We start from the raw sequence: 22,949 nt of genomic DNA, 5'->3' as shown, positions 1-22,949 counted from the left end.
ATGAAGAGATATCCCTCGAAGATTAGTTACGGTTTATTGATTTTTGTTTTGGCCAGTTTGATAGCTGGCACTATTCCACTTATTTCTAATGGAAACTGGGTTGTGTTTTCCATTAATTTAACTGTTTTAGTATTCGTACTGTATGTATTTTTTTCGATTTACTATACTGTAAAAGGAAACACTTTGGTTATTCGAATTGGCTTTTTAATCATGAAGAAGATTGATATACCTGAGATCAAAATGATAAGCAAAAGCAATAGCTGGATCAGTTCCCCAGCGGCATCACTGGATAGACTTAATATTATCTACAAAAAGCACGGCAGCATTTTGGTTTCACCAAAAGACAAAGAAGGTTTTATTAGAGAACTTACTCGAATTAATCCGGATATAGAAGTGAATTACAAGTTGAACCGGAAATAAGACCTGGCACTTGGAATTTCTTTTGATTAAGTACGGATACATTCCATCAATGTTAACTATACTCAGATGGTGTTTTGCCAAACAACTCCTTAAATCTTTTGGTAAAATATGAAAGGTTATTGAAGCCCACCTGATAGGCAATTTCCGATATATTTCCTGCTTTACTTTCTAATAATTGAGCTGCTCTTTTAAGTCGAAAATCTCGAATAAAATCCTGAGGGGATTGATTGAGCAAAGCCCTCATCTTTCTGAACAATTGCGTACGGCTCATTGCTGTTTCCTTGGCGAGATCCTCAACCCCAAAGGCGGAATCATCCAATCGTTTTTCCAATATCTTAATTATTTTATCCAAGAAACGCTCATCTGCTGATGTAATGGCAAGAACCTTTGGTTCCAAAGTGAGCTGCCGACTATACTTTTCCCTTAATTGCTGTCGTTGGTCAATAAGATTTTTTACACGTGCTATTAGCTCTTTCTTATCAAAAGGTTTAATAATATAATCATCTGCCCCAGTTTCAATTCCTTCCACTTTTGAAGCTTGAGAGGCCAGGGCGGTGAGCAAAATAACGGGAATATGGCTTGTTTTTTGGTCCACCTTTAGTTTTTTGCAAAGTGAAAGCCCATCCATATCCGGCATCATAACGTCACTGATTATAAGATCAGGAACAACTTTTTGGGCCATATTAAAACCATCAACCCCATTAGTAGCCTCTTCGATAGTATAAGCACTTATCAGATTTTTTTTGATGTAGGATCTAACATCATCATTGTCTTCAACTATTAGGAGGAGCGGGAGGTCTTTTTTAACTGTTTCATCCATCTTCGGACTTTTTGATGTTCTAGATGGAAATGGATTCTTTGCAATTGATGGCTGTTCAGATAACGGGGAGTATATTTCTCCTTTTTTGAATTGTTCTTTTGAAATCGGAAGGGTCAAGGTAAAAGTTGTGCCCTTCGCCTCTTCGCTTTCAACAGCGATGTTGCCATGATGCAGTTCTGTGAGTTCTTTAACCAATGCCAATCCGATACCTGTTCCCGCTTTTGCTTCAGTTTGGGATTCTTGTGCTTGATAGAATCGATCAAAAACCTTATCCAAATCGGAACTTGCAATTCCTTTCCCATTATCCTTCACCACAATTTTTAGGGATTCTCCCTCAGCTTTATTCCCTTTTATCATCATAGCGTCAAAATAAACGCTGCCATTTTTTTGAGTGAATTTAAAAGCGTTTGCCAATAGATTGTTGAGGATTTTCTCCAACGCATCACCATCAAACCAAGCCCTGCCAATTTCGTCTGTGATAGCCACATTGAATGTAATATTTTGATAATCGGCCCAAGAACTAAAGGAAGTTGTTACGGTCTTTAAAAATGTCTTAATGTCATCTTCCCTAACCTGCAGTGGCAATGCGCCAGCCTCCAATTTGGCGAGATCCAATAATTGGTTTACAAGGCCCAATAACTTTTCACTATTCCTTTTCATAAGTTCATAGCTTTCCTGGTGCTCTTGATTTTCTTTAGTGGATGACAACAAGTCTTTTAATGGACCTAAAATCAAGGTTAATGGAGTCCGGAACTCATGGGAAACATTGGCGAAAAAACGGGACCGTAGGTTTACAAATTCTCGTTGCTTTTTGTTTACTATTTCCTTTGCTCGTAGTTTCACTAAATAATTTCTAAAAAGTAGTATTGAGATTATTAGGACAGAAGCTATCCCGGCCAGGAGTAGATTTCTTTGGGTCGTGTTTTGCTTTAGTAATGCTTCTTTGGCCGTGACTTCAGCTTGTTTCAATTCCTGTTCCTTGGTCAATAACTCTATTTGCTGGTCTTTTTTAGCGCTTTCATATTGTATTTCCCTGGCCACTAAATTCTTGTTGGCCTCATCATCAAAAATGCTATCCTTTAGCTGATGATATTCCTCCAAATAGGAAAGAGCACGGGGTTGATTGCCCATGTTTTTGCTTAGCTTATATAAGGCGAACGATAGCTTGCTTTTAATTTCTTTGGAATCCGTAAGTCGGGATACCTTCCACCCCTCCTCCAAACTTTTTCTTGCTTTGACTAATTGATTTTGGTCCGCTTGTATAGTTCCCAGTTCATACAAAGAAGTGGCTATGTTGAAATTGTCAAGCTCAATTGATTTTTTCAAGGAAATGCTTTTGTTTAGGAATTCAATGCCTTTCGAAGCATTTTCCTTACCGTGCAAAACTCCCAAACTGTGATAATTTAAACTCAACAAATCCCTAAAATTGCTTTCTTCCGAAAGCTGAAGGCTCTTATCAAAATAATACAAAGCAGAATCTCGCTGCCCGTACTTGTCCATAACCACGCCTAAGCTATGATGGTTAGAAGCTGTGAGTCTAGCATCTCCCACTTCTTCGCTGTTATGTAAAGAAGCCCGATAATATTTAAGGGCACTTTTATAGTTCTCCATATTTTCATAGACCCCGGCAATGTTTTCAAAACAACTGGCCAACAAATACCGATCTTCCTCTTGCTCAAAGATTGCAAGTGATGCAAAGAAATCTTTTAAGGCCAAGTCATAATTGCTGAAGTTCCACTGAATGGTTCCAAGGTTGAAGTTTACTTTAGCAACGGATAACTGGTCGCCTGCATGTTCAAAATATGGGATTGATGCAGTAAGGTTTTTGTAAGCTTCCTGATTATCTCCCTTATAAAGATAAACCGCCCCCATGTTCAGGTAGCCATCTGCAATGCCTAAGGTATCACCAATCTGATTTCTATAGGTAAAGTCTTTTTGATAATATGAAATGGCTTTGTCATATTCAGAAATGGATGAATGCAACAGCCCTAAATTGTAGTTGATGTCGTGGACACCGTCCAAATCCCCCAATTTTTGGAACAACTTCTGCCCATTTTCATAATAAAAGACGCTGCTATCCATTACACCTGTGTAAAGGAAATAAGTTCCTTTGATCTTATCAGCGGAGGCCATCCCATAATCATAGGAAATATTTGAGGCTAGGCTAAAGGCTCTTTTAGCATATAGGTAAGAAGTGTCCAAGCTTACGCCACGGTAGGTATTGGCTATGTCCAAGAGTAGATTAACCGCTATGGTATCTTGTTCACGCTTATTTTCCAGCAAAAGGGTAAGGCTATCAATTTGTGTTCTGAGTTGGGCATTCGTAACCCAACAATTAATGCAGACAAAGCCAAAAAGGATGAGCTTTCTCATATCGATTAGATAGGTTGCAGGTACTTCTACTAAGATAATGGTTATATCTGTCTTATCTCAGGAATTAACGTTGATTTCATTGGTAATGAGATGAATAGGTGTAACCTGAGTATTAAAAATTGAAACATGGGTAGCAAAGCAGCATTAGGTCATCCAGTACTTTTAATCAAAGCAAATTTTGCAGGTAGGCGTACCATTTTCCATTAACCCATAAAAACGATAAATATGAAACGTAAAAGCCATTTTCAGATGATTAAAAAACAAAGATTTTTCCATCGACTGTTTGCCATTATATTGGTCAGTTGTTCCATGGTTTCCTGTAGTGATGATGAAGTGCCGGATTGTACCCTTCAGGGCACAAATTATTCCGTTTCTGATATATCGGGGAATTGGACAGCAACTGAGGCTAGATTTTTTAATGTTTCCTCCGAGCCGATTCAGGTAGTGGATGTGGTGGCCGAAGGGGGATCGGTAACATTATCGATACAATCCAACGGTAGGTTTACCCTTAACATTACGGAGTCTGGTGAACCCAGTTCCAGTTCTTCTGGGGATTTATGTTTTGATGAAGATCTTTTGGTGGTTCGTTTTGACGGGGATGCCGCTGATGATTTTGAATTTTTTCGAATAACATTCAATGGCACAAATAACTTATCCTTTGATGGACCAGCAGAATTCGACTTTAATGATGACGGCACTCCTGATCCAGCCGATATTAGTTTGGCTTTGGTTAGGAGTTAACCTGAATTTATAGCAATGACAGATTAAGGGGCTGCAGCTGGGCGGTGCATTCGAAAATTACCTATAATCAAGAATTTTGAATAAAATCAATAGGTATGCTGAACAGCAGCCCAATCTTGTAAAAGTTCCAATTCTCTTGCTCGTGTAATTCCATTGTATGGTCTGTTTTTGTCGAGTCCCGGGTCATCAGTAGGAGATTTTACGTGGTCGTACCAATTCAATGCTTTGTCAAAAGTTTGCTCCATTGGCGTAAATGTCATTCCTGCGGCTACCGCTTTTTGGGCATTTATGGTATGCCTGCCTGCCCTTCTGTCCTTTGGCTCCCATATTGGAATGTCCACTATGGGCCTAAGTTCATGCTTATCTAAAAACCCTTTACTTACCCAAATAATATTGGCTTTATTCCCATAATGCTCGTTTACCCGTGTTAGAAACTCTTTAAAGTTTACAGGCCCTTTTTGTGGTCCAATAGTATTGTAGATGCCATATTGATTGGTTTCCAAAGCATGTATCATAAAGTTTCCAACGTCGTTTACATCCACCCATTGCACAAAGTCCGAACCATCGCTCGGAGCTACAACCGGACCGCCGTTGCGAATGCGCCATAACCAGTAAGCTAACGACCAACTCTCATCCCTTTTTCCAAAGATACCGGGCGGACGCACAATAAGATGATTCTTGGGAAATACTTCTTGAACAGCCCTTTCGCATAAAACTTTCGATTCGTAGTATGACATACCCGGAACAAATTCTCCGACTTCACGAAGTGGCGAGGTCTCCGTTATGCCAACTTGGGTCATATCTCTATAAACCGCAATGGATGATATGAAGGCATAGGTTTGAACCCGATCTTTTAATAGTGTCGCGGTTCTTTGTATCATTCTAGGGTCAGCTGGCCAGGTGTCGATGACCAAATCCCATTTTCGGGTACCTTCCAAAGCACTCAGATCTTCGGATTCAATTTCCCTATCACCAATTAGTTTCTCAATATCCGGATATAAGTGTGGGTTGGTAATTCCTCTATTGAATAAGGTGATGGTATGTCCATTGGCCAAAGCAGCATCTACCACCGCAGGTCCCAAATAGTTGGTGCCTCCCAAGACAAGGATATTTAAGGTTTTATTGGTGCTCGAGCATGCACCTAAAGGGGCGATGCAAGTTAATAGGGATGATGCACCAGTTACTTTTACAAAAGTTCTTCTTTTCAAATCTGCAAGTTTTATGGATATGTGTAAAGCTATCGAAGGTTAGAAGAAACAGAGATTTATTTGTCCTCGAATGATTCCAGAATGATAAATTAAGACCAATTATTTAACCAACAGATTTTGTTGTCAAAATCTACATCTAACTTGTCGATCCCTATAATTGGTATTTTTAGTTCTACAACAAGATGAAAATTCTATTAGGGATTTAATATTTCAGAAGTGGTTCAGTCAATCGATTTATCTACAATCCAGTTGATATTATTAATAGGGGGAGCCCAGGGCTTTCTCTTTTCCTATTTATCCTACAGGCAATTTCCAAATAGAAGAGAGAACCTGTTTTTGAGCCTATTGTTCTTTGTCATCGCATTTAGGTTGATGGTCTACCCGTTTATTAAATCAGACTTTTTCTACACGTATACCTTTATCCCAAAGTTGTCCGATTCGCTTTTGTTGTCTGTTGGCCCATTGTTGTATCTATATATTTCGCAAAAGCTGAATTTGACAGGTCGCATTCAACTAAATGGGATAAAAGCCTTGCATTTTTTGCCCTTGTTATATTTTCTGTTTGCCAGTTTCATAATAGGATATGAGCCTGTCATAGACAAATCGCATGCGGTATTGCTTCTTACGGTTATATATGCTCTAGTTTCCGTAATAATGGTTTGGAAACATACCTTTGATTTGAGCATCTCCAAAGGGAAGAGTATCTCGTATAAAAAAAGCCTGATTAGGTTTATCGCACCTTTTTTACTCATTCCCATATTGATTACAGGCCTTATAAAGTATTCCCATCCGTTGTTTGGGTTTGGGGCAGCAACGATTCCTTATGTGATTATTTCCGCCATTTTTTACAGGATGACTTTTGTTATGATGTTGAAAGGAAAATCATACTTAAATGAAATTTCACCTAAAATTGGAGTTGTTAGATTTAATCCGACCGATATCACCGGAAATACCAAAGTAATTGAGCTGATTTCTTTTATGGAGAATGAAAAGCCTTATTTAGACCCCGAACTTAATCTTAGTAAGTTGGCCGAACTATATGGTGCAAAAAAACATGAGCTCTCCGAATTGATCAATAAGGATATTAATATTGGATTCAACGACTTTATAAACTACTGGAGAGTGGAAACTGCAAAAAAATACTTATTGGATGATTCATTGGACCATTTGACTGTAATAGGGCTAGGGCATAAATCGGGATTTAAATCGAAATCTACTTTTTTCGAATCTTTTAAAAAGTATACCGGGATGACGCCAAATGCGTATGTCGGGAGCACTAGAGCATAAATGTTGCTCCTATTACTGCAATACGTTTATGGACTTTGCTTATCTATATGGTTTGGATATGCCCATTTGTACAAGGGGTAAAACAAAAAAGGATGAAGGTATGGCGACCTTCATCCGAATATATAGAACTACTGTATTCTTTAGATTATATTTCCCAAAATCAACCCAAACTTGTAAGAATACACTTATAAAACTCTTAATTTTAAGCTTTATTGTGTTCGGAAGATGAATAGAAAAATCGACATCAATATGTAAAGTGGACAAATAGCGAATTAGTTTTTTTGGAATATTGAAAATGGGTACATTTAAAAGGTATCTAAAAACTTTAAAATGCTGAATAAAATACTTGGGATAGCTCTTATTATTATTGCTGTGATATCATCACTTTTATTTCTTTTTGGGTTGCCGGGAATATTTACGGAATTGGCCGATGTGATTTCGGATAGTTCCGCGTATGGGTGGGGAAAGCTTACAGGATACCTTATAGCTAACTTAACTGTCGGGTTGGTGGCGTTTTTCGCTTTTAGGTTTGGATTAAAGCTTTACAAAAAACCTTCCTGAACCGGAAAAAGATGTTATTTTAGGGTGTTAAACATTTACATTCGTTTACAAACGAAAACAAATGTTTTATAACCGATTTGTGATTTTTACCCATACTAAGTTTGCCCTGTCGGACAATAAGAGTTCGATAGTATTAACTGTTTAACACGTAAAAATTAAAATGATGAATTCACTTAGAAACAGAGTACAGTTGATTGGAAACTTAGGAAATGACCCAGAAACAGTAACCTTGGAAAATGGCAATAAGCTGACCAAATTTTCCATTGCTACCAACGAGTCGTATAAGAATGCGCAGGGAGAAAAGGTCACGGATACGCAATGGCACAATGTGGTTGCCTGGGGAAAAGTGGCCGAAATAGCCGAAAATTATTTGATTAAGGGAAAAGAAGTTGCTGTTGAAGGTAAATTGGTATCCCGTTCCTATGAAAGTAAAGAGGGTGAGAAGCGATATATCACAGAAATAAAATGTAACGAGCTATTGCTTCTAGGTAAATAGTAGTTCCTACAGCTTATCGAGAAAGGAGGTCAATTGACCTCCTTTCTTTTTGATTACCAATGTTTAACAGTAAATTAAAGAAAGATGATGCAACCCTTTACAAAATTGAATGTCTTATATATAAGACCCAATCAAAATGAAATTTGTTCGCATACATATCATAATTTTCGCAAGCTTTTGCGGTATCGGAGTTTCTGCTCAAAGTAACCCGCATACCAAGCATGGCTTACGCTTTTATGAGACAATGGCTCAACGGGATGCTGATTACGAACATACCTTTCAAATGATGAATCATCAAGATGAACAGGATTATTGGTTGGACCAGCAGAATTTTGAAAGACATTTGGGAACAGCAGATTTCACTTCGTATCTAATCTACATGAAAGGTAAAAAGGACGCCTATTTTACCCATTTGCAAAATTGTGATGACCATTGTCTGCACAGTGAACTGTATTTTAAAAAGGCAGGGGAATACCTTTCTTCTTCGGATTTTGATAAACTATTGAGTCCCAAAACTGGGGAAATGGTCCAAAATATCCCAAAAAGCAAACAGAACTAAAAAAAGAAACCGCCTTTAGGCGGTTTTTATGCAACTTTCTTCAAAAGGTCAAAACAAGGACAGCGTTTGCAGCGCTTGCTTTCACACTTTTTATATTTTTTACAACACTTCGACTTGCAATTGGAAGGACAGAGCTCCTTTAATTTCGACTTGTTGTTTTTCTTCTCTTCTTTTTTCTTTTTTCCCATCGCTAAATGCAGATGGGTCAAAAATAGTTATTTTAAATTAATCTAAATAAAGATTTATTAAAATTATTCTCCAGCCATGTCCGAAGCGGCACTTTCTACCGTTAACTGCTGTATATCACGGTCAAAGAGATAGAGTCCGCCCTTATCATCACCAATCATATTGATCTTGTCCAGTACGGTTCTGGCTAAGGCCTCTTCTTCCAACTGCTCTGCAACATACCATTGCAAGAAGTTGTGCGTAGCATAATCTTTCTCTTCTAAAGTAATATGTACCAGTTCGTTAATGCTTTGCGAAACAAAAACCTCGTGGTCATAGAGCTGTTGTAACATATTTTGTAACGAGCCAAATTCGGTTGCAGGAGCTTTTAAGTCTGAAACAATGGCATGCCCACCACGTTCGTTTACATATTTGACCAATTTGAGCATGTGCATTCGTTCTTCATCGGAGTGCCCGTACATAAATCCGGCAACCCCTTCCAATCCTTTTACTTCGGCCCAAGAGGCCATAGATAAATATGTTTGTGACGATTCTGCTTCTATTCTGATTTGCTCATTGAGCACTTTTTCAAGTTTTTTGGATAGCATATTCTTGATTTTAGAATTGTAAAATTACAAAATGGGTTTGACACCAAATAAGGAAAGGTTAATGCATGTCTAAAACTGGACCGCCACACCCATGATTCCAGGACCAAAATTGAGATTTCAGCTCAATGAAGCTCATCATCCATGGTAAAAAGCCCAGCCGTTTCCTTGCCAATACCAATAGAGGGTTAGTAATAAATGGTTTCATTGTATTGATTTAAAAAGGAATAGGACGGTTTTCTCTTTTGGAACATTACTGTTTGTAGAAATTTATTTATGTAATGCCAATTGGATACGTTTTCGGGGGATATCTACATCCAGGACCTTTACAATGACTTGCTGGTGAAGACTAACATGTTCATTGACATCTTTCACGAATGAATTGGATAAGTTAGAGATGTGAATTAGACCACTTTCTTTAATCCCAATATCCACAAAACAACCAAAGTTGGTAATGTTATTGACAATTCCAGGCAATAATTGCCCCTGTTGTAAATCCGTAATTTGTTTAATGTTTTGGTTGAAGGTGAATACCTTGGCTTTTTCCCGACGATCTAATCCTGGTTTTTCCAATTCTTCCAGAATATCTTCCAAAGTTGGCATTCCAATCGTATCGGTGCAATAAACTTTTAGATCGATGTTTTCCAATATGGATTTGTTTCGAATAATATCTGACAAAACCACTCCCTTATCTTTGGCCATTTTTTTTACAATCGGATAGCTCTCTGGATGCACGGCAGAATCATCCAATGGATTTTCTCCTTCCTTGATGCGCAAAAACCCAGCCCCTTGTTCAAAAGCTTTGCCACCAAGACGTGGCACTTTTTTGATTTGTTGTCGGTCAGTGAAAGCTCCATTTTCATTTCGATAAGCAACAATATTCTCTGCTAATTTTGGACCAATACCGGATACATAACTGAGCAAGGGTATACTCGCTGTATTGATATTCACTCCAACAGCATTTACACAGCTTCCCACGACGCTATCCAAAGATGTTTTTAATTTGCTTTGATCCACATCATGTTGATATTGACCTACCCCAATAGATTTAGGGTCTATTTTCACCAACTCGGCCAAGGGATCTGCGAGACGACGACCAATGGAAATAGCACCCCTAACGGTTACGTCATAGTTGGGGAATTCATCCCTGGCAATTTTAGAAGCAGAATAAATGGAAGCACCTGCTTCACTGACCACAAAAACCTCGATAGGATTTTTAAAATGGATTCGTTTTACCAATTGTTCCGTTTCACGTGATGCGGTTCCGTTGCCAATAGCAATGGCTTCAATTTTATGAGCATCAACCAAAGAGCTTATTTTTTTGATAGCACCAGAGCTATCATTCTGCGGAGCATGCGGATAAATGGTTTCGTTGTGTTTTAAATCACCCTGAGCATCCAAACAAACCACTTTACATCCTGTTCTAAAACCAGGATCAATGGCTAGGATTCGTTTTTCGCCTAAAGGAGCTCCAAGTAATAATTGCTTTAAGTTTTTAGAGAAAACCTTAATGGCATCAGCATCGGCTTTCTCTTTGGCATTTTTTAAAAGTTCATTGGATAATGAGGGAAACAAAAGTCGCTTGTATGCATCAGCTATAGCCAATTCGATGTGTTCAGAACAAGAATTGTGGGATTTAATGATTCGTCTTTCAATATTTTCCAATGCTCTTTCATCATCGATTTCAATTTTTACCCGAATAAAACCCTCCTTTTCTGCTCTAAGAATGGCTAAAAGTCGATGAGAAGGACAACGGTTTAAAGGTTCGTTCCAATCAAAATAATCTCGGAACTTTTGGGCCTTTTCCTCATCCTTTTTTGTTTTGATGACTTTGGTATTGAGAATTGCGTGGCGCTCCAATTGATTTCGAAGTTGATTTCGAATGTCTGCGCGTTCGTTGATCCATTCTGCAATGATATGACGAGCACCTTCCAAAGCATCATCTTCATTTTCGATTTGATTGCTGAGGTATTTTGAGGCAATGAACTCTATTTCATCACTTCGTTGCGCCATAATGATCTTAGCCAATGGTTCAAGCCCGTTTTTGCGAGCGGTTTCAGCTTTTGTTTTTTTACTTTTTTTGAAAGGAAGATAAAGGTCCTCCAAACTGGTCAAATCCGTACAATTTTGAAATTTGGATTCAAGCTCCGGAGTAAGCAAACCTTGTTCACCAACCGCTTTTATAATGGCTGCCTTTCTTTTTTCTAATGCCTCAAATTCTGTTTTAAACTTTACAATAGAACCGATTTCAACTTCATCCAGATTCCCTGTGCGCTCTTTTCGGTAGCGTGCGATAAATGGAATAGTACAATCCTCATTTAATAAAGCAACCGTATTTTCAATGCTTTTTTCTGAAAGTTGGGTGTGTTTAAGGATGTAGGGGATGAGTTGCATGAAGTTATCTTTTGAAAAAGCTAGTTAATGCCTTCTCCGTTGCCGACCCCATTTTCGTCTGGATTGACAAACACCAATTTGCCTTCTTTGTTTTCCGTCATGAGGATCATGCCTTCACTTTCCACACCACGAAGTTTTCTCGGGGCTAAATTGACCAAAACAGTAACTTGCTTGCCTACGATGTCTTCAGGTTTAAAGCTTTCAGCAATCCCGGATACAATAGTTCGGGTTTCTAAGCCAGTGTCAACTTTTAAGACCAAAAGCTTGTTGGCTTTTGGCATTTTTTCAGCCTCAATAATAGTTCCCACACGCATGTCCAGTTTGGTAAAATCGTCAAAAGTGATAGTATCTTTTTGTTGTGCAATTTCTTTCTCCATCTGTTCATTTACTTTTTTGGTGGCTTCCAGTTTTGCCAATTGGGCTTCAATCTCTTTGTCTTCGACTTTGCGGAACAACAATTCACTTTTGTTGATTTGATGAGCTGAAGGTAGTAGTGTTTCTTTGGAGCTGAGCTCGTTCCATGATGTTTCTACTCTACCCGACTTGATGTTTAAAATGTTCTTGAGTTTCTCGGAAGTAAAAGGCAAAAACGGTTCACTAAGAACTGCTAAACCGGTTGCGATTTGAAGGGCTACGAACATTACGGTCTTTACCCGTTCCTCATCAGTTTTAATCAACTTCCAAGGTTCCTCATCTGCCAGATATTTATTCCCAAGTCGTGCTAAATTCATTAACTCTTGGCTAGCTTCCCTAAAGCGATAACGTTCCAAGGAATCATCTAGGATTTGTGGAAAGCCCTTTAGGGCTTCCAAAGTCTGTGTATCAATATCGGTAAAGTCAGAGGGTGTAGGAACAACACCGTCATAGTATTTATGAGTAAGAACAGCAACCCGGTTTACAAAGTTTCCAAAAATGGCGACTAACTCGTTGTTGTTTCGGGCCTGAAAATCTTTCCAAGTGAAATCGTTGTCCTTGGTTTCTGGAGCGTTGGCGGTTAATGCGTAGCGCAGCACATCTTGCATATCTGGGAACTCTTCCAAATATTCATGCAGCCAAACCGCCCAGTTTTTGGATGTGGACAATTTATTCCCTTCCAGATTTAAAAACTCGTTGGCGGGTACGTTTTCCGGTAGGACAAAATCTCCATGAGCTTTCAACATACTAGGAAAAATGATACAATGGAAAACAATGTTATCTTTTCCTATAAAATGAAGCAATTTGGTGTCTTTATCTTTCCAATAAGGCTCCCAATCCTTGCCTTCTTGTTCGGCCCATTCTTTAGTTGATGAAATGTATCCGATAGGGGCATCGAACCAGACATAGAGTACTTTTCCTTCGCCACCTTCTACTGGAACCGGAATTCCCCAGTCCAAATCGCGAGTCACAGCACGAGGTTTTAACCCATCATCAATCCAAGATTTGCATTGGCCATATACGTTGGGTTTCCAATCGTTTTTATGCCCCTTTATAATCCATTCTTTAAGGAAATCCTCATAGCGGTCCAAAGGTAAAAACCAGTGTTTGGTGCTTTTCAATGTGGGAACTCCTCCTGTAATGGTAGATTTCGGATTGATAAGGTCAGTAGCATTCAATGAAGACCCACAGTTTTCACATTGATCTCCATATGCTTCTTCATTTCCGCATCGGGGACAAGTACCGGTCACAAATCGGTCCGCCAAAAACTGTTTGGCCTCTTCATCATATAGTTGTTCCGTAACCTCTTCAATAAAATCCCCTTGGGCATGGAGCTTTTGGAAAAAATCGGAAGCTGTTTTGTGATGTATTTCTGCTGAGGTCCGGGAATAATTGTCGAAGGTAATCCCGAAATCAACAAATGATTTTTTGATGATGCTGTGGTATTTGTCAATAATCTCCTTTGGGGAAACACCTTCTTTTTTCGCCTTCATGGGGATTGCGACTCCGTGTTCATCACTGCCGCAAATAAAGGCTACATCATTGCCCTTCAACCGCAGATAGCGCGAATAAATATCTGCAGGGACATATACTCCTGCCAAATGACCAATATGGATGGGACCATTGGTGTATGGAAGTGCTGCCGTAATGGTATATCTTGAAGGATTGGCGTTCTTCGACATGCTGTACGTGAATTAAGCCCCAAAAATACTGAATTTCATTGGAGTGATTCCATCCTTTTTTCGGGCTTGATTGCAGCGGTTTTTAGATGGAAAAACGGAAGAATTTTAAAATAAAAGATGGAAACACAAGTTATTTTATAAGAATTAACCTACAATATGAATATTATGAGCACCGGAAATCCAAAAAAGTTTGAAAACCTTGAAAAATTGAAGAAGGTTTTAAAAGAAGAAGAAAACGAGGAGTTGTCCAAAGTATACAAAGACAAAAACCATGAAGTCAAGAAAGCTTTGAGATTTAAAACGGATCGGGATAAATCGAAACTTACTTAAAAAGGAAATCTCCGATTCGCGCATTCCATAATTGGGGTGGGGATATGCACTATCGGAGGATTCTGGAATTTATACTTTATCCTTTCGGATTACATAATCATGACTGATTTACTCATTCTCTCTTCGCCAACCGAAATACGATAGATATACTTACCTGTGGAAAGTGTATCGCGCATTCTTTCGCGAATATTGATTTCAGCAGAGCCCTCCAACATCATTTCATTGAAAACAGTACCTACATTTTGTCCTAGAATGTTGAAAAGTTGAATATCAACATGCGCTGCCACTGGCATTTCCAAATAAATATGTGGCGTTCGCTCTGTAGGATAATAAGGTCTGTGAATAATTGTTGCCAATGCATCTGGATCTGGATCCATTCCATCTGGACTAGGAGGTGTATCCGGCAAGGTTGGTGGATCACTGTCCATGGCGATGTCATCAAACACCTCTCCACTACAGTTGAATCCTAAATCAATTGCTTGATACGGATAGCCCAATAAATGTTCTTCTACTTTTGCTCGAGGTACACAAAGCCATTCAGCTAAAACAGTACCATAAAGATTTCGGAAATCCATTGTGTATTCCAAGTTACCTCTGCTATTTGGACTGTCCAATGATGGATGGTCACCGATAAAGGCACTTCCATTCAATCCTGACCCAAAGAAAAGGGTTGGGGCAGCTTTACCATGATCGGTACCATTTGAACCATTTTCAAAGATTCTTCGTCCAAATTCTGAGAAAGTCATACTCAACACCTTGTCGTCTTGCTCGGTAAAGGCAACATCTTCATAAAAATTGTTGATGGCAACCGAAAGGTTGGTCATCAAACGCTCATGAGCAAGGGGCTGATTACCGTGAGTATCAAAACCTCCCATAGAGATCATATATACCTTGGTACCCAAGTTACCTTTGATCAATCTTGCCAATAAAGCCAATTGTCTTGCGAATCCGTTTTCCTGGTATTCTACTTGGTTTTGCCCTCTTTCATATGCTTCGTGAATTTTACCTGCATATTCATACGTAGTATTGGCAACTCCTCTTAAGAATCTAAGCTGATCGCCGTACATACAGTTATCAAATGGAGCATTCTCGATGTCATAAAAGAATCCGGTCTGTGCAATTTCTTCCAACTGGTCAATATTGTTGGTCACAAAAGCATAATTGGTTTCTTCACCTTGGAAAACCAGATTGGAAAGGTTTCCAATTTGAATCGCCGCTGGTGCCTCAGGTGGATTGATGAGGTAATCGGGATAACATTCTTCAAAATGTCTACCCATCCAACCGGTGTTCAAACCAGTGAAACCAGTTGTGGTGAGATCGGTATTGGCAAAAATGTCCGACCCTGTAAAATGGGATAGACTTTGCCCTTCGTAACCTACACCATGAACAGCTTTAAACTGCCCGTCGCCCCAAAGGGGTTCCAAGGAATTCATGTAGGTAGGTACGCCGAAATCATCGGTAAGTTTTAGGACCTTACTTTCTGGGATGTAAATGTTAGGTCTTGCGTTAGCATAAGTATCATATTGTTGTATTGGGATAACAGTACTTAATCCGTCGTTACCACCGGACAATCTGATCAATATCAAAATATTGTCCGTTTCGGCATCGGCAATTGCTGATGTCAATGGTGAAGGTGCAGAGGCAGAAACTAAACTGCTTCCCAAGAACATGGATCCAGAACCGGCTATACCCAATGCTTGGATAAAGGACCGTCTGCTCCATGCTTTATGTTCTAAATCGTGGCCATCGTGTTCAAGGCCTTTATGAGGTGATGTATCGTGGGTATGATGAGTATCGCACATGGTGAGGTTATTTTAGTTGAAATTCGGGTTCTCTTGACAAATGTCTCAGTAAAACATACACCTGAGTAGGTGTTTCCATACTAGCTGAAAGTATCCAAAGACTTAATCCACCGGTAATGTAATCTGGAGAATAGTAGTTTTCTGGAACATCATCAATTTTGAAAGCATCCATGGCGTTTTCAAAATCTTGGTCTGTTAGCAAACCTTTCGGTGTGAACTTGTTCACTAAAGCTCTTACAACGGTTTCAGGATTACTGGTATTTGCATCTGCTGCGCCTACTGCGTCCATCGCCAATGTTCTAAATTGTTCTGGATCGGCTTGAAAGAAACGCTCCAAGAAAACCTCAGAAGTCAACCAACGTCCAATAATAAAGTTGGTGTTGATCCACTGTCGGTCTCTTTGCCATCCGGCCACATCAAATGGGTCAAACATTGTTTGTCCAATTAATCTAGATGCATCGATAACGTTGATCACAGTATTATCGTCATAGGCAAACCCGGTTTCTTTGATCATTCCCATATAAAGGTCGAATGGACTCTTTATAATTACTCCAATCGCGTCTTCGTCGAAAAAGTGTTGACTTTTAAAAAGCTGACGCAATACCGGTGCTATTTCAAAATTATTGCCGGTAAAAGTGGCTGCCATTCCATTAATTATAGCTTGGGCGTTACCATCGGCATCATCAGAATCGGGATGTACAAAAAACTCGTATAATTTTTTACAGATAAACCAGGCAATTTCGTTGGGCCTTTCTGTAAATAGGATGTTATGAACGTCATCATAATTCCAGTTGCCCGTTTGGCCAAAAATGGTCTTGTTCTCTGTGTTAAAATCAGCAGGGTCAAAAGTAACCTGCGTACAGCCTACTTCTCCATTTTCAGTATATCCAGAAATCGCTTTAGCTGTTTCAATGATATCATCTTCTGTATAGTTGTTGCCTTCACCCAGGGTGAAAAGCTCATACAGCTCTCGGGCATAGTTTTCGTTTGGATTGTTACCGCGGTTTCTTACTCCATCTAAATAATATAGCATGGCACTGGTCAACCCAATCTCACTGACAAAGGTTCGAAAGTTGCCTAAGGCATTTCGCTGCAAACAGTTTATATAATAATATAAAAAGGAATTACAGTCGTAAACATCCAACTCCGTTACAAAATGGTTACTCCAGAAGAAACTCAACCTATCACGTAGATTGTTATCTAATAGTGAGTTGCCATAGGCTGTTGCAAACTCTTCCTGTTGAGCTCTTCTTAGCTGCCCTGCTAGGTCATCATCTTCGGGATAATTAGCATTGGTCCAATCAGCCCACGCAGGTGGAGGAATTGGAGGAAGCGCAAGCGCTTGGTCAACAAGAGTGTCAACGAGGGTATCAGCTGTTTGTCCAACAGCCGCGTTAATCGTCTGTACCGAGGCACTAAAACCTAGCCTCCGATACAAATGGGCAGCACGTAACTCATCCAACGGATTAGTATACAATGCCAAAGTTGAGGAATTACAATTAATAAAGTACTCCATAGCAATGACTGGCGTTAATTGGTCTATAGTTTTGGGGCAACTATATATGTTTAGTAACGTTGGGTGTGGTTCAATTGAACCGACAAATTACAATCTAAACGCTGTTTTCACCATGAACGACCAAATTTTTCGATGAACTGCACTAATTTTTTAATATTTTTCAAAATACATGGGAAAACACAATGAATTTGGGAAGCTTGGAGAGCAAAAAGCGATGGAATTTTTGCTAGAAAAGGGTTATGTCATTCTACAAACCAACTATCGATATCTAAAAGCTGAGGTGGATATCATTGCAGAAAAAGACGGTTTTTTGTGTGTTATAGAAGTAAAATGTAGAACGGGAAGTTTCTTAAAAGATATTTCCGAAACCATCAATCAAAAGAAGATTAATCTGATTGTTATGGCTGCCAACCAATATATTGTGGACAATAATTTGGATGTTGAAGTACGCTTCGACATCATTCTAATCCTTAAAAAAGGGACAACATTCGAAATTGAGCATACGAAAAATGCTTTTTATCATTTTTAACCATTTGTTTTATTTGTAACAATGTGTTATTTTTGCTTCTCCATTCCAAACCAATCTGATGAAAACAATTTCGGCCGTAGTTGAACATTATATTAAAAAGAAGCCCTTCTTACAAAGTGCGCTTGCTCAGGGCATCATAAATCTCACCTCCCTATCTCGGCAAATAAAGCCTGAAATCTCGGACGCCTTAGGGAAAGAAGTAAAAGATGGAGCTATTGTTATGGCACTTAAAAGACTTTCTGATGACCTCGAATTCAGAGCTACTCACAGAATAGTAAAGGTGCTTAAAAATATTGGTGAGATTACAGTTCGTTCTTCGTTGACCGATTATACCTTTTTAGCTTCTGACACCATTCTGGGGCAACAAGCCAAATTGTTGGAAGAAGTAAATCTAAATCAGGATGTGTTTTATACATCTTCGAGAGGTGTGAACGAAATCAACATTGTAATCAGCAGTGTGATGGACAGTGTGGTTGAAAAATACTTCAAACACGAACGTTGTACCCAAAAAGCGGAAAACCTATCCTCTATAACTGTAAAACTTCCGGCAGAGAATGTATCTGTTCCGGGAATCTATTATTTTATCTTTCAGCGATTGGCTTGGGAAGGTATTGTGCTCTACGAAGTAATATCTACCACAAACGAGTTTACCATTTTGGTGAATGAAGAACAGGTCGATGTAGCCTTTAAGACCATTAAAGATCTAAAGTCCCTTTGATAGATTTGGAATATTAAAAGGAACTTGTTTATGCTTTGACATTTTTCTTCCCAGAGAATAATGATTTTATTTTCATCTTAGTTTCATGATTAAGTAGCAATCACTAACTTGATTTCCTAAATCAAGTATTGCTTACATGAAATCAAGTATCTCCCTAATTGTCTTTTTAATAGGTATGTTGGGTTCGCAACCTTCGGTTGTGGGTCAAGAATTTTACTTTCCTGAGCGAAATGAAGTTTGGAAACAGGCAACTCCCAATCAGTTTCTATACAATCAGCAAAAGCTACAAGCTGCGATTGATTTTGCCAATGAAAATGAATATTCAGGTTCTCGCGATTTACGCCAAGCAATCTTAAATGGATTTCAACGGGAACCGTTTCATGAAATTCTGGGGCCAACCAAGAAACGCGGAGGACCTGCAGGGATGATTCTAAAAAATGGACACTTATTGGCCTCATGGGGAGACACCAAACGTGTGGATATGACCTTTAGCGTTACCAAGAGTTTTCTTTCAACCACTGCGGGTTTGGCGTTGGACGCAGGACTTATTTCCAATATTGATGATAAGGTGGAAAGCTATATTTGGGACGGCACTTTTAATGGAGTACACAATGGAAAAATAACCTGGGAGCATTTGCTTCAGCAGAATTCAGATTGGTCCGGGGAGCTTTGGGGATTGAAAGACTGGGCCGACCGTCCTCCAAAAGAAGGTGGTTTGGACGATTGGAAATTCCGAAAGCTCAATGAGCCCGGCACTGTTATGGAATATAACGATGTAAGGGTTAATGTACTTTCCTATTCGCTTACACATCTTTGGCGCAAACCTCTGCCCATGGTTTTGAAAGAGCATTTCATGGATAAAATTGATGCATCGACTACCTGGCGTTGGCATGGCTATGATCATGCTTGGACCGAAATCGATGGTATACAAATGAAGTCGGTTACGGGAGGAGGACATTCAGGAGCGGGATTGTTTATCAGCACAGAAGACATGGCGCGATTTGGACTGGTGTTTTTGAATGATGGGAAATGGAAAAACGAACAAATCATTAGCAAGGATTGGATTGCAAAAGCCACAGAGCCTTCAGCACCCAACGTCAATTATGGGTATATGTGGTGGTTGAATAAAAAGGGATCCAGACATTGGAAAGGGGTCTCTGAGCATCTTTTTTATGCAGCTGGCTTCGGCGGTAATTTTATAGTGGTGGACCAAAAAAGTGGACTCATGTTGGTAACACGTTGGTTAGAACCTCAGAAAATCGGAGAATTTGTAAAACTAGTTTACGACGCCTTTTAGCAAAACATCGCAAAATCCGAATTTGATGGGATGCTGTTTATCGGATGGATTGTCATAAGTTCTGAAGATGGTTTCTCCCAATTCATACACTACAGGATGATTAAAAATGGGTCCATCAAAACAGAAAGTATGGAACTCACCATTTTCACCACAGGGGTCAACATCTTTTGGAAATTGCTCAATGAGCTCCAACGATAACTCTTTCCCTAAAAAAGAAGCGTCCAATTTGGAATTGTTGATGCAGACAATGACCGCCTTAAATCCCAATGCAAAAAATTCGTGAAGCAATTTCTGAGTATCTCTTTTCCAAATAGGAAAGAGGGTTTGGATACCAACCGAGGACAACATTTTTTCCCTGTAGACCTTTAGGTCTTCTAAAAAAATATCACCAAAAGCGGTATGGGTATATCCTTCGGATTTTAATTGATCTATTTTGATTCCCATCAAAGCGCCGTATTCTTCCATGGAAGGACTCTCAGGAACCTCAAGAATGTCCAAAGGAATTCCAATAGCTTCGGCCTGGGCTTCCAAAACTGTTTTTCGAAGACCGTGCATCGATACTCGATCATAATGGGAATTAACGGTAGTCAGTAAACAATCAATCTGATATTGATTTTGCTGTTGCAGATGGTATAGTGCCAAAGCAGAATCTTTTCCGGAACTCCAATTGAAATAGGTTTTGGGTTTTTGCAACATGAATTTAAAGGTATTATATTTTAAATATCTTGTTTTTGTATGGATCTTTCATTTCTGGAAAATTGGAATTATATATGTGTTAAACCTTTACAAGAACTATATTACGCCAGTAACAATATAAAGTTTGTTTCGTCTGAAAACCATGATAAGAACTAGTACTTTCTATTTGTCCATACTTTTTGTTTTTTCCTCATCCTTCATTTTTGGTCAGAAGGCAGTATTTACCATAAAAGGGCAACTGTTGGATAGTGAATCCAAACAACCCATACCCTTTGCATCTATCTATCTTAAGGATAAACCTATTGGGACAACTACAAATACAGAGGGGTATTTTATATTTCATATTCCCGATCAACTAAAAACGACTGTTGTGGTAATTTCTGCAATGGGTTATACAAGTATTGAAAGGAAATCAATTTCTTTTTCAAGAGATACTGAACTATCTCTAGCGCCACAAATCAATCAGTTGGATGAAGTGTTGGTCGGTGGGAGAGCAACTAAGGTGCTTAAGGCAAAGGAAATCGTTAAGAAAGCTTATAAGAACATCGCGGTAAATTATCCTATGGAACCCTTTTTTTTAGAAGGTTTTGTGCGAGACCTACAAAAGGAGAATGAGACTTATGTTGAATATTTGGAGTGCGCCATAAAGTTTAAGTACCAAGGCGTACAGGTTAAAAAAGAACCAGAAGTAGAATTGCTTGGGGTTCGTACCAATAGCTTTTCACAGAGACATCCTTGGAATGAAAATTCAGAACGCAAAAACTCGATTATTGACTTGATTGAAGATGATTTCATTCGGTTTGATTATGGCCCAATTTTGGGCAAGAATGGTTGGAAATATGAAATTGCAGGTATCGAATCATACGATAACCGATTGGTTTATAAGATTTCAGGCATGGATGAACCTTTTCAGAAGGCCGTACTTTATATTGATACCGAAACTTTTGCTTTTGTCCGAGTAGAGCTGACCAGAGAAGCAAAGAATGGCACTTCTTGGCAAAGACGTTTTACCAATGGAGCACAACAGATGTTCTATAATGTTATTTTCGAATATCAGGAATACAAGGGCAAATTCTATCTAAAATATCAAAAAGAAGAAGATATTTGGAGGATTTACGAAGGACAGGATTCTAATCTCTTATTGTTTACCAAATACCCCAAAAAGGAACTCTTTATTAACAACATAATAGTTGATAATGTAGATAATTACCGATTTTTAAGGAACATGGATATTAGCTCTAGCATTGAAAACCAGACTAAAAATTTTGATGCTGAATTCTGGGCTACCTATAATGTTCCCAGACGTACCGCAGCACAGAGCCAGATTCTCAGGGAACTCAAAAAATAAGTATATCCATTGAAAATCAACTAGGTTTTACGCAAGAGTGAATAGATTCTTTTCTTTATGAATTTAGGGCCATCAAAACAGAAAGTATGGAACTCCCCATTTTCGCCACAGGGGTCAACATCCCTTGGGAGTTTGGCAATAAGTTCTGGGGAAAGTTCTTTTCCCAGAAAGGAAGCATCTAACAGGAACTTCAAGAATAACCAAAGGAATTCCAACAGCTTCGGCCTGGGCTTCCAAAACTGTTTTTCGAAGACCATGCATCGATACTCGATCATAATGGGAATTAACGGCGGTCAGTAAACAATCAATCTGATATTGATTTTGCTGTTGAATATGGTATAGTGCCAAAGCAGAATCTTTTCCGGAACTCCAATTGAAATAGGTTTTTGGTTTATTGGTCATGTTTAAGCATATGGTCCAAAACTAATTCCTTCCTTTGGATTTTACCCACAAATCAATACCAAACCCCATCAAAGCCAATCCAGCTAATCTAGGAAGCAGTTTTCCAATGGGAACCCAGGTATAGATCAAAGGCATTATGGCGGCAACAATCAGCAAAATTGCTGGCCATTTATTTAGAAGTTTTGCCTGGATAGTCTTTATCCCAAACAGAAGATATCCCAACACAAATCCAACACCACCAATCACCCCAACAACATGGGTCGCACCATTTTCTTGCACCTCTTGCCATCCAACACCTTGTATGATTCCTGAAATCCTGCCAATGTCCAAAAACAACCATGGCGTAAATACAGCACAGCTCATAACGATAAGAAAGAAAGCCAAAAGACCAAGAAACCCTATTTGTTTGTATTGAAAACCATACATGCCGGTAAAGGCAAATATGGCCAGCACGTAGCCAGCTAAAACCATAGAAGCGCCAATCAATGAATCCCGGCCAATATTAATGGTCCAACCGATAGCAAGCAGCAAACCAGAAAGTATACCACATACCGCTCCAAGTTGAAAAAGAACATTTTTACTCATA

22 protein-coding genes are annotated in these 22,949 nt (G+C 39.0%); 11 read left to right on the top strand and 11 right to left on the bottom strand.

Features of this window, described 5'->3' with window-relative positions; genetic code table 11:
• Nucleotides 1–420: a PH domain-containing protein gene (locus ACOKFG_RS01365; RefSeq protein ID WP_299170559.1), complete on the top strand. Its 420-nt coding sequence runs from the start codon at nucleotides 1–3 to the stop codon at nucleotides 418–420.
• A 52-nt stretch (nucleotides 421–472) separates the two neighbouring features.
• On the opposite strand, the gene ACOKFG_RS01360 is transcribed toward ACOKFG_RS01365, so the two are convergent.
• The gene (locus ACOKFG_RS01360; protein ID WP_422861724.1) at nucleotides 473–3,613 is read right to left on the bottom strand and encodes an ATP-binding protein; all 3,141 of its coding nucleotides are present in this window, start codon (nucleotides 3,611–3,613) and stop codon (nucleotides 473–475) included.
• A gap of 225 nt (nucleotides 3,614–3,838) precedes the next feature.
• On the opposite strand from ACOKFG_RS01360, the gene ACOKFG_RS01355 reads away from it, so the two are divergent.
• Nucleotides 3,839–4,354 carry a hypothetical protein gene (locus tag ACOKFG_RS01355; protein WP_299170555.1) on the top strand — a complete coding sequence of 172 codons (516 nt, stop codon included), beginning with the start codon at nucleotides 3,839–3,841 and terminating at the stop codon, nucleotides 4,352–4,354.
• 86 nt (nucleotides 4,355–4,440) lie between these two features.
• Here the strand turns inward: ACOKFG_RS01355 and ACOKFG_RS01350 are convergent, their stop codons facing one another.
• Nucleotides 4,441–5,562 carry an NAD-dependent epimerase/dehydratase family protein gene (locus ACOKFG_RS01350; RefSeq protein ID WP_299170553.1) on the bottom strand — a complete coding sequence of 374 codons (1,122 nt, stop codon included), beginning with the start codon at nucleotides 5,560–5,562 and terminating at the stop codon, nucleotides 4,441–4,443.
• A 216-nt stretch (nucleotides 5,563–5,778) separates the two neighbouring features.
• Here ACOKFG_RS01350 and ACOKFG_RS01345 point away from each other — a divergent pair, with 216 nt between their 5' ends.
• The 4 genes from ACOKFG_RS01345 to ACOKFG_RS01330 all read left to right on the top strand — a co-directional run bounded on the left by ACOKFG_RS01345 (nucleotide 5,779) and on the right by ACOKFG_RS01330 (nucleotide 8,465).
• Complete coding sequence (locus tag ACOKFG_RS01345) at nucleotides 5,779–6,849, top strand: helix-turn-helix domain-containing protein (RefSeq protein WP_422861723.1); 1,071 nt, start codon at nucleotides 5,779–5,781, stop codon at nucleotides 6,847–6,849.
• Between the two features lie 330 nt (nucleotides 6,850–7,179).
• Entirely contained in the window at nucleotides 7,180–7,410 is a 231-nt protein-coding gene (locus ACOKFG_RS01340; protein ID WP_422861722.1) for a hypothetical protein, read from the top strand.
• 163 nt (nucleotides 7,411–7,573) lie between these two features.
• Nucleotides 7,574–7,906, top strand: a complete 333-nt coding sequence (locus ACOKFG_RS01335) for a single-stranded DNA-binding protein (protein WP_422862173.1) — start codon at nucleotides 7,574–7,576, stop codon at nucleotides 7,904–7,906.
• Between the two features lie 136 nt (nucleotides 7,907–8,042).
• Nucleotides 8,043–8,465 carry a hypothetical protein gene (locus ACOKFG_RS01330; RefSeq protein ID WP_422861721.1) on the top strand — a complete coding sequence of 141 codons (423 nt, stop codon included), beginning with the start codon at nucleotides 8,043–8,045 and terminating at the stop codon, nucleotides 8,463–8,465.
• A gap of 251 nt (nucleotides 8,466–8,716) precedes the next feature.
• On the opposite strand, the gene ACOKFG_RS01325 is transcribed toward ACOKFG_RS01330, so the two are convergent.
• The 3 genes from ACOKFG_RS01325 to metG form a co-directional block, all read right to left on the bottom strand.
• On the bottom strand, nucleotides 8,717–9,238 hold the full coding sequence (locus tag ACOKFG_RS01325; protein ID WP_299170547.1) for a ferritin: 522 nt from the start codon (nucleotides 9,236–9,238) through the stop codon (nucleotides 8,717–8,719).
• Between the two features lie 267 nt (nucleotides 9,239–9,505).
• Nucleotides 9,506–11,629 carry a Tex family protein gene (locus ACOKFG_RS01320; RefSeq protein ID WP_422861720.1) on the bottom strand — a complete coding sequence of 708 codons (2,124 nt, stop codon included), beginning with the start codon at nucleotides 11,627–11,629 and terminating at the stop codon, nucleotides 9,506–9,508.
• A 20-nt stretch (nucleotides 11,630–11,649) separates the two neighbouring features.
• Nucleotides 11,650–13,725, bottom strand: coding sequence for a methionine--tRNA ligase (gene metG / locus ACOKFG_RS01315; RefSeq protein ID WP_299487420.1), 2,076 nt, complete (start codon nucleotides 13,723–13,725; stop codon nucleotides 11,650–11,652).
• Between the two features lie 165 nt (nucleotides 13,726–13,890).
• On the opposite strand from metG, the gene ACOKFG_RS01310 reads away from it, so the two are divergent.
• Nucleotides 13,891–14,055 carry a hypothetical protein gene (locus ACOKFG_RS01310; protein WP_298792161.1) on the top strand — a complete coding sequence of 55 codons (165 nt, stop codon included), beginning with the start codon at nucleotides 13,891–13,893 and terminating at the stop codon, nucleotides 14,053–14,055.
• An 89-nt stretch (nucleotides 14,056–14,144) separates the two neighbouring features.
• On the opposite strand, the gene ACOKFG_RS01305 is transcribed toward ACOKFG_RS01310, so the two are convergent.
• Nucleotides 14,145–15,857 (bottom strand): DUF1501 domain-containing protein, encoded by a 1,713-nt coding sequence (locus tag ACOKFG_RS01305; protein WP_298792159.1) that lies wholly within the window; start codon nucleotides 15,855–15,857, stop codon nucleotides 14,145–14,147.
• 7 nt (nucleotides 15,858–15,864) lie between these two features.
• Nucleotides 15,865–17,373 (bottom strand): DUF1800 domain-containing protein, encoded by a 1,509-nt coding sequence (locus ACOKFG_RS01300; RefSeq protein WP_299487422.1) that lies wholly within the window; start codon nucleotides 17,371–17,373, stop codon nucleotides 15,865–15,867.
• A gap of 169 nt (nucleotides 17,374–17,542) precedes the next feature.
• On the opposite strand from ACOKFG_RS01300, the gene ACOKFG_RS01295 reads away from it, so the two are divergent.
• The 3 genes from ACOKFG_RS01295 (at nucleotide 17,543) to ACOKFG_RS01285 (ending at nucleotide 19,917) form a co-directional block, all read left to right on the top strand.
• Nucleotides 17,543–17,902: a YraN family protein gene (locus ACOKFG_RS01295; protein ID WP_298792154.1), complete on the top strand. Its 360-nt coding sequence runs from the start codon at nucleotides 17,543–17,545 to the stop codon at nucleotides 17,900–17,902.
• 58 nt (nucleotides 17,903–17,960) lie between these two features.
• Nucleotides 17,961–18,620, top strand: a complete 660-nt coding sequence (locus ACOKFG_RS01290) for an aspartate kinase (protein ID WP_298792152.1) — start codon at nucleotides 17,961–17,963, stop codon at nucleotides 18,618–18,620.
• A 136-nt stretch (nucleotides 18,621–18,756) separates the two neighbouring features.
• A complete protein-coding gene (locus ACOKFG_RS01285) occupies nucleotides 18,757–19,917 on the top strand; it encodes a serine hydrolase domain-containing protein (protein ID WP_298792150.1) in 1,161 nt (386 codons plus the stop codon).
• Here the strand turns inward: ACOKFG_RS01285 and ACOKFG_RS01280 are convergent.
• Nucleotides 19,897–20,613, bottom strand: a complete 717-nt coding sequence (locus ACOKFG_RS01280) for a diphthine--ammonia ligase (protein ID WP_298792148.1) — start codon at nucleotides 20,611–20,613, stop codon at nucleotides 19,897–19,899. The genes ACOKFG_RS01285 and ACOKFG_RS01280 overlap by 21 nt on opposite strands.
• Before the next feature lie 142 nt (nucleotides 20,614–20,755).
• Between ACOKFG_RS01280 and ACOKFG_RS01275 the strand changes: the two genes are divergently transcribed.
• Nucleotides 20,756–21,961: a carboxypeptidase-like regulatory domain-containing protein gene (locus ACOKFG_RS01275; protein ID WP_298792146.1), complete on the top strand. Its 1,206-nt coding sequence runs from the start codon at nucleotides 20,756–20,758 to the stop codon at nucleotides 21,959–21,961.
• A 20-nt stretch (nucleotides 21,962–21,981) separates the two neighbouring features.
• On the opposite strand, the gene ACOKFG_RS01270 is transcribed toward ACOKFG_RS01275, so the two are convergent.
• From ACOKFG_RS01270 to ACOKFG_RS01260, 3 genes are read right to left on the bottom strand one after another with little or no spacing between them, the layout of a single operon-like run.
• Nucleotides 21,982–22,155 (bottom strand): hypothetical protein, encoded by a 174-nt coding sequence (locus tag ACOKFG_RS01270; RefSeq protein ID WP_313809747.1) that lies wholly within the window; start codon nucleotides 22,153–22,155, stop codon nucleotides 21,982–21,984.
• A complete protein-coding gene (locus ACOKFG_RS01265) occupies nucleotides 22,076–22,363 on the bottom strand; it encodes a hypothetical protein (protein ID WP_422861719.1) in 288 nt (95 codons plus the stop codon). The genes ACOKFG_RS01270 and ACOKFG_RS01265 overlap by 80 nt, the downstream gene beginning before the upstream one ends.
• A gap of 21 nt (nucleotides 22,364–22,384) precedes the next feature.
• Nucleotides 22,385–22,948 carry a hypothetical protein gene (locus tag ACOKFG_RS01260; protein ID WP_298792144.1) on the bottom strand — a complete coding sequence of 188 codons (564 nt, stop codon included), beginning with the start codon at nucleotides 22,946–22,948 and terminating at the stop codon, nucleotides 22,385–22,387.
• Nucleotide 22,949: the final 1 nt, after the last annotated feature.

The organism is Flagellimonas rhodophyticola (genome assembly GCF_049332665.1).
Lineage (GTDB): Bacteria > Bacteroidota > Bacteroidia > Flavobacteriales > Flavobacteriaceae > Flagellimonas.
The sequence above is the reverse complement of the archived record's forward strand: the minus strand, read 5'-3'. Positions and strand labels throughout refer to the sequence as shown.

Excerpts from the sequence above, each read along its gene's own strand:
- ACOKFG_RS01335 (WP_422862173.1), top strand. The coding sequence starts at position 7,574 with ATGAATTCACTTAGAAACAGAGTACAGTTGATTGGAAACTTAGGAAAT.
- ACOKFG_RS01360 (WP_422861724.1), bottom strand. The coding sequence starts at position 3,613 with ATGAGAAAGCTCATCCTTTTTGGCTTTGTCTGCATTAATTGTTGGGTT.
- ACOKFG_RS01355 (WP_299170555.1), top strand. The coding sequence starts at position 3,839 with ATGAAACGTAAAAGCCATTTTCAGATGATTAAAAAACAAAGATTTTTC.
- metG (WP_299487420.1), bottom strand. The coding sequence starts at position 13,725 with ATGTCGAAGAACGCCAATCCTTCAAGATATACCATTACGGCAGCACTT.
- ACOKFG_RS01290 (WP_298792152.1), top strand. The coding sequence starts at position 17,961 with ATGAAAACAATTTCGGCCGTAGTTGAACATTATATTAAAAAGAAGCCC.
- ACOKFG_RS01260 (WP_298792144.1), bottom strand. The coding sequence starts at position 22,948 with ATGAGTAAAAATGTTCTTTTTCAACTTGGAGCGGTATGTGGTATACTT.
- ACOKFG_RS01265 (WP_422861719.1), bottom strand. The coding sequence starts at position 22,363 with ATGACCAATAAACCAAAAACCTATTTCAATTGGAGTTCCGGAAAAGAT.
- ACOKFG_RS01295 (WP_298792154.1), top strand. The coding sequence starts at position 17,543 with ATGGGAAAACACAATGAATTTGGGAAGCTTGGAGAGCAAAAAGCGATG.
- ACOKFG_RS01325 (WP_299170547.1), bottom strand. The coding sequence starts at position 9,238 with ATGCTATCCAAAAAACTTGAAAAAGTGCTCAATGAGCAAATCAGAATA.
- ACOKFG_RS01320 (WP_422861720.1), bottom strand. The coding sequence starts at position 11,629 with ATGCAACTCATCCCCTACATCCTTAAACACACCCAACTTTCAGAAAAA.
- ACOKFG_RS01340 (WP_422861722.1), top strand. The coding sequence starts at position 7,180 with ATGCTGAATAAAATACTTGGGATAGCTCTTATTATTATTGCTGTGATA.
- ACOKFG_RS01285 (WP_298792150.1), top strand. The coding sequence starts at position 18,757 with ATGAAATCAAGTATCTCCCTAATTGTCTTTTTAATAGGTATGTTGGGT.
- ACOKFG_RS01300 (WP_299487422.1), bottom strand. The coding sequence starts at position 17,373 with ATGGAGTACTTTATTAATTGTAATTCCTCAACTTTGGCATTGTATACT.
- ACOKFG_RS01280 (WP_298792148.1), bottom strand. The coding sequence starts at position 20,613 with ATGTTGCAAAAACCCAAAACCTATTTCAATTGGAGTTCCGGAAAAGAT.
- ACOKFG_RS01310 (WP_298792161.1), top strand. The coding sequence starts at position 13,891 with ATGAGCACCGGAAATCCAAAAAAGTTTGAAAACCTTGAAAAATTGAAG.
- ACOKFG_RS01305 (WP_298792159.1), bottom strand. The coding sequence starts at position 15,857 with ATGTGCGATACTCATCATACCCACGATACATCACCTCATAAAGGCCTT.
- ACOKFG_RS01365 (WP_299170559.1), top strand. The coding sequence starts at position 1 with ATGAAGAGATATCCCTCGAAGATTAGTTACGGTTTATTGATTTTTGTT.
- ACOKFG_RS01330 (WP_422861721.1), top strand. The coding sequence starts at position 8,043 with ATGAAATTTGTTCGCATACATATCATAATTTTCGCAAGCTTTTGCGGT.
- ACOKFG_RS01275 (WP_298792146.1), top strand. The coding sequence starts at position 20,756 with ATGATAAGAACTAGTACTTTCTATTTGTCCATACTTTTTGTTTTTTCC.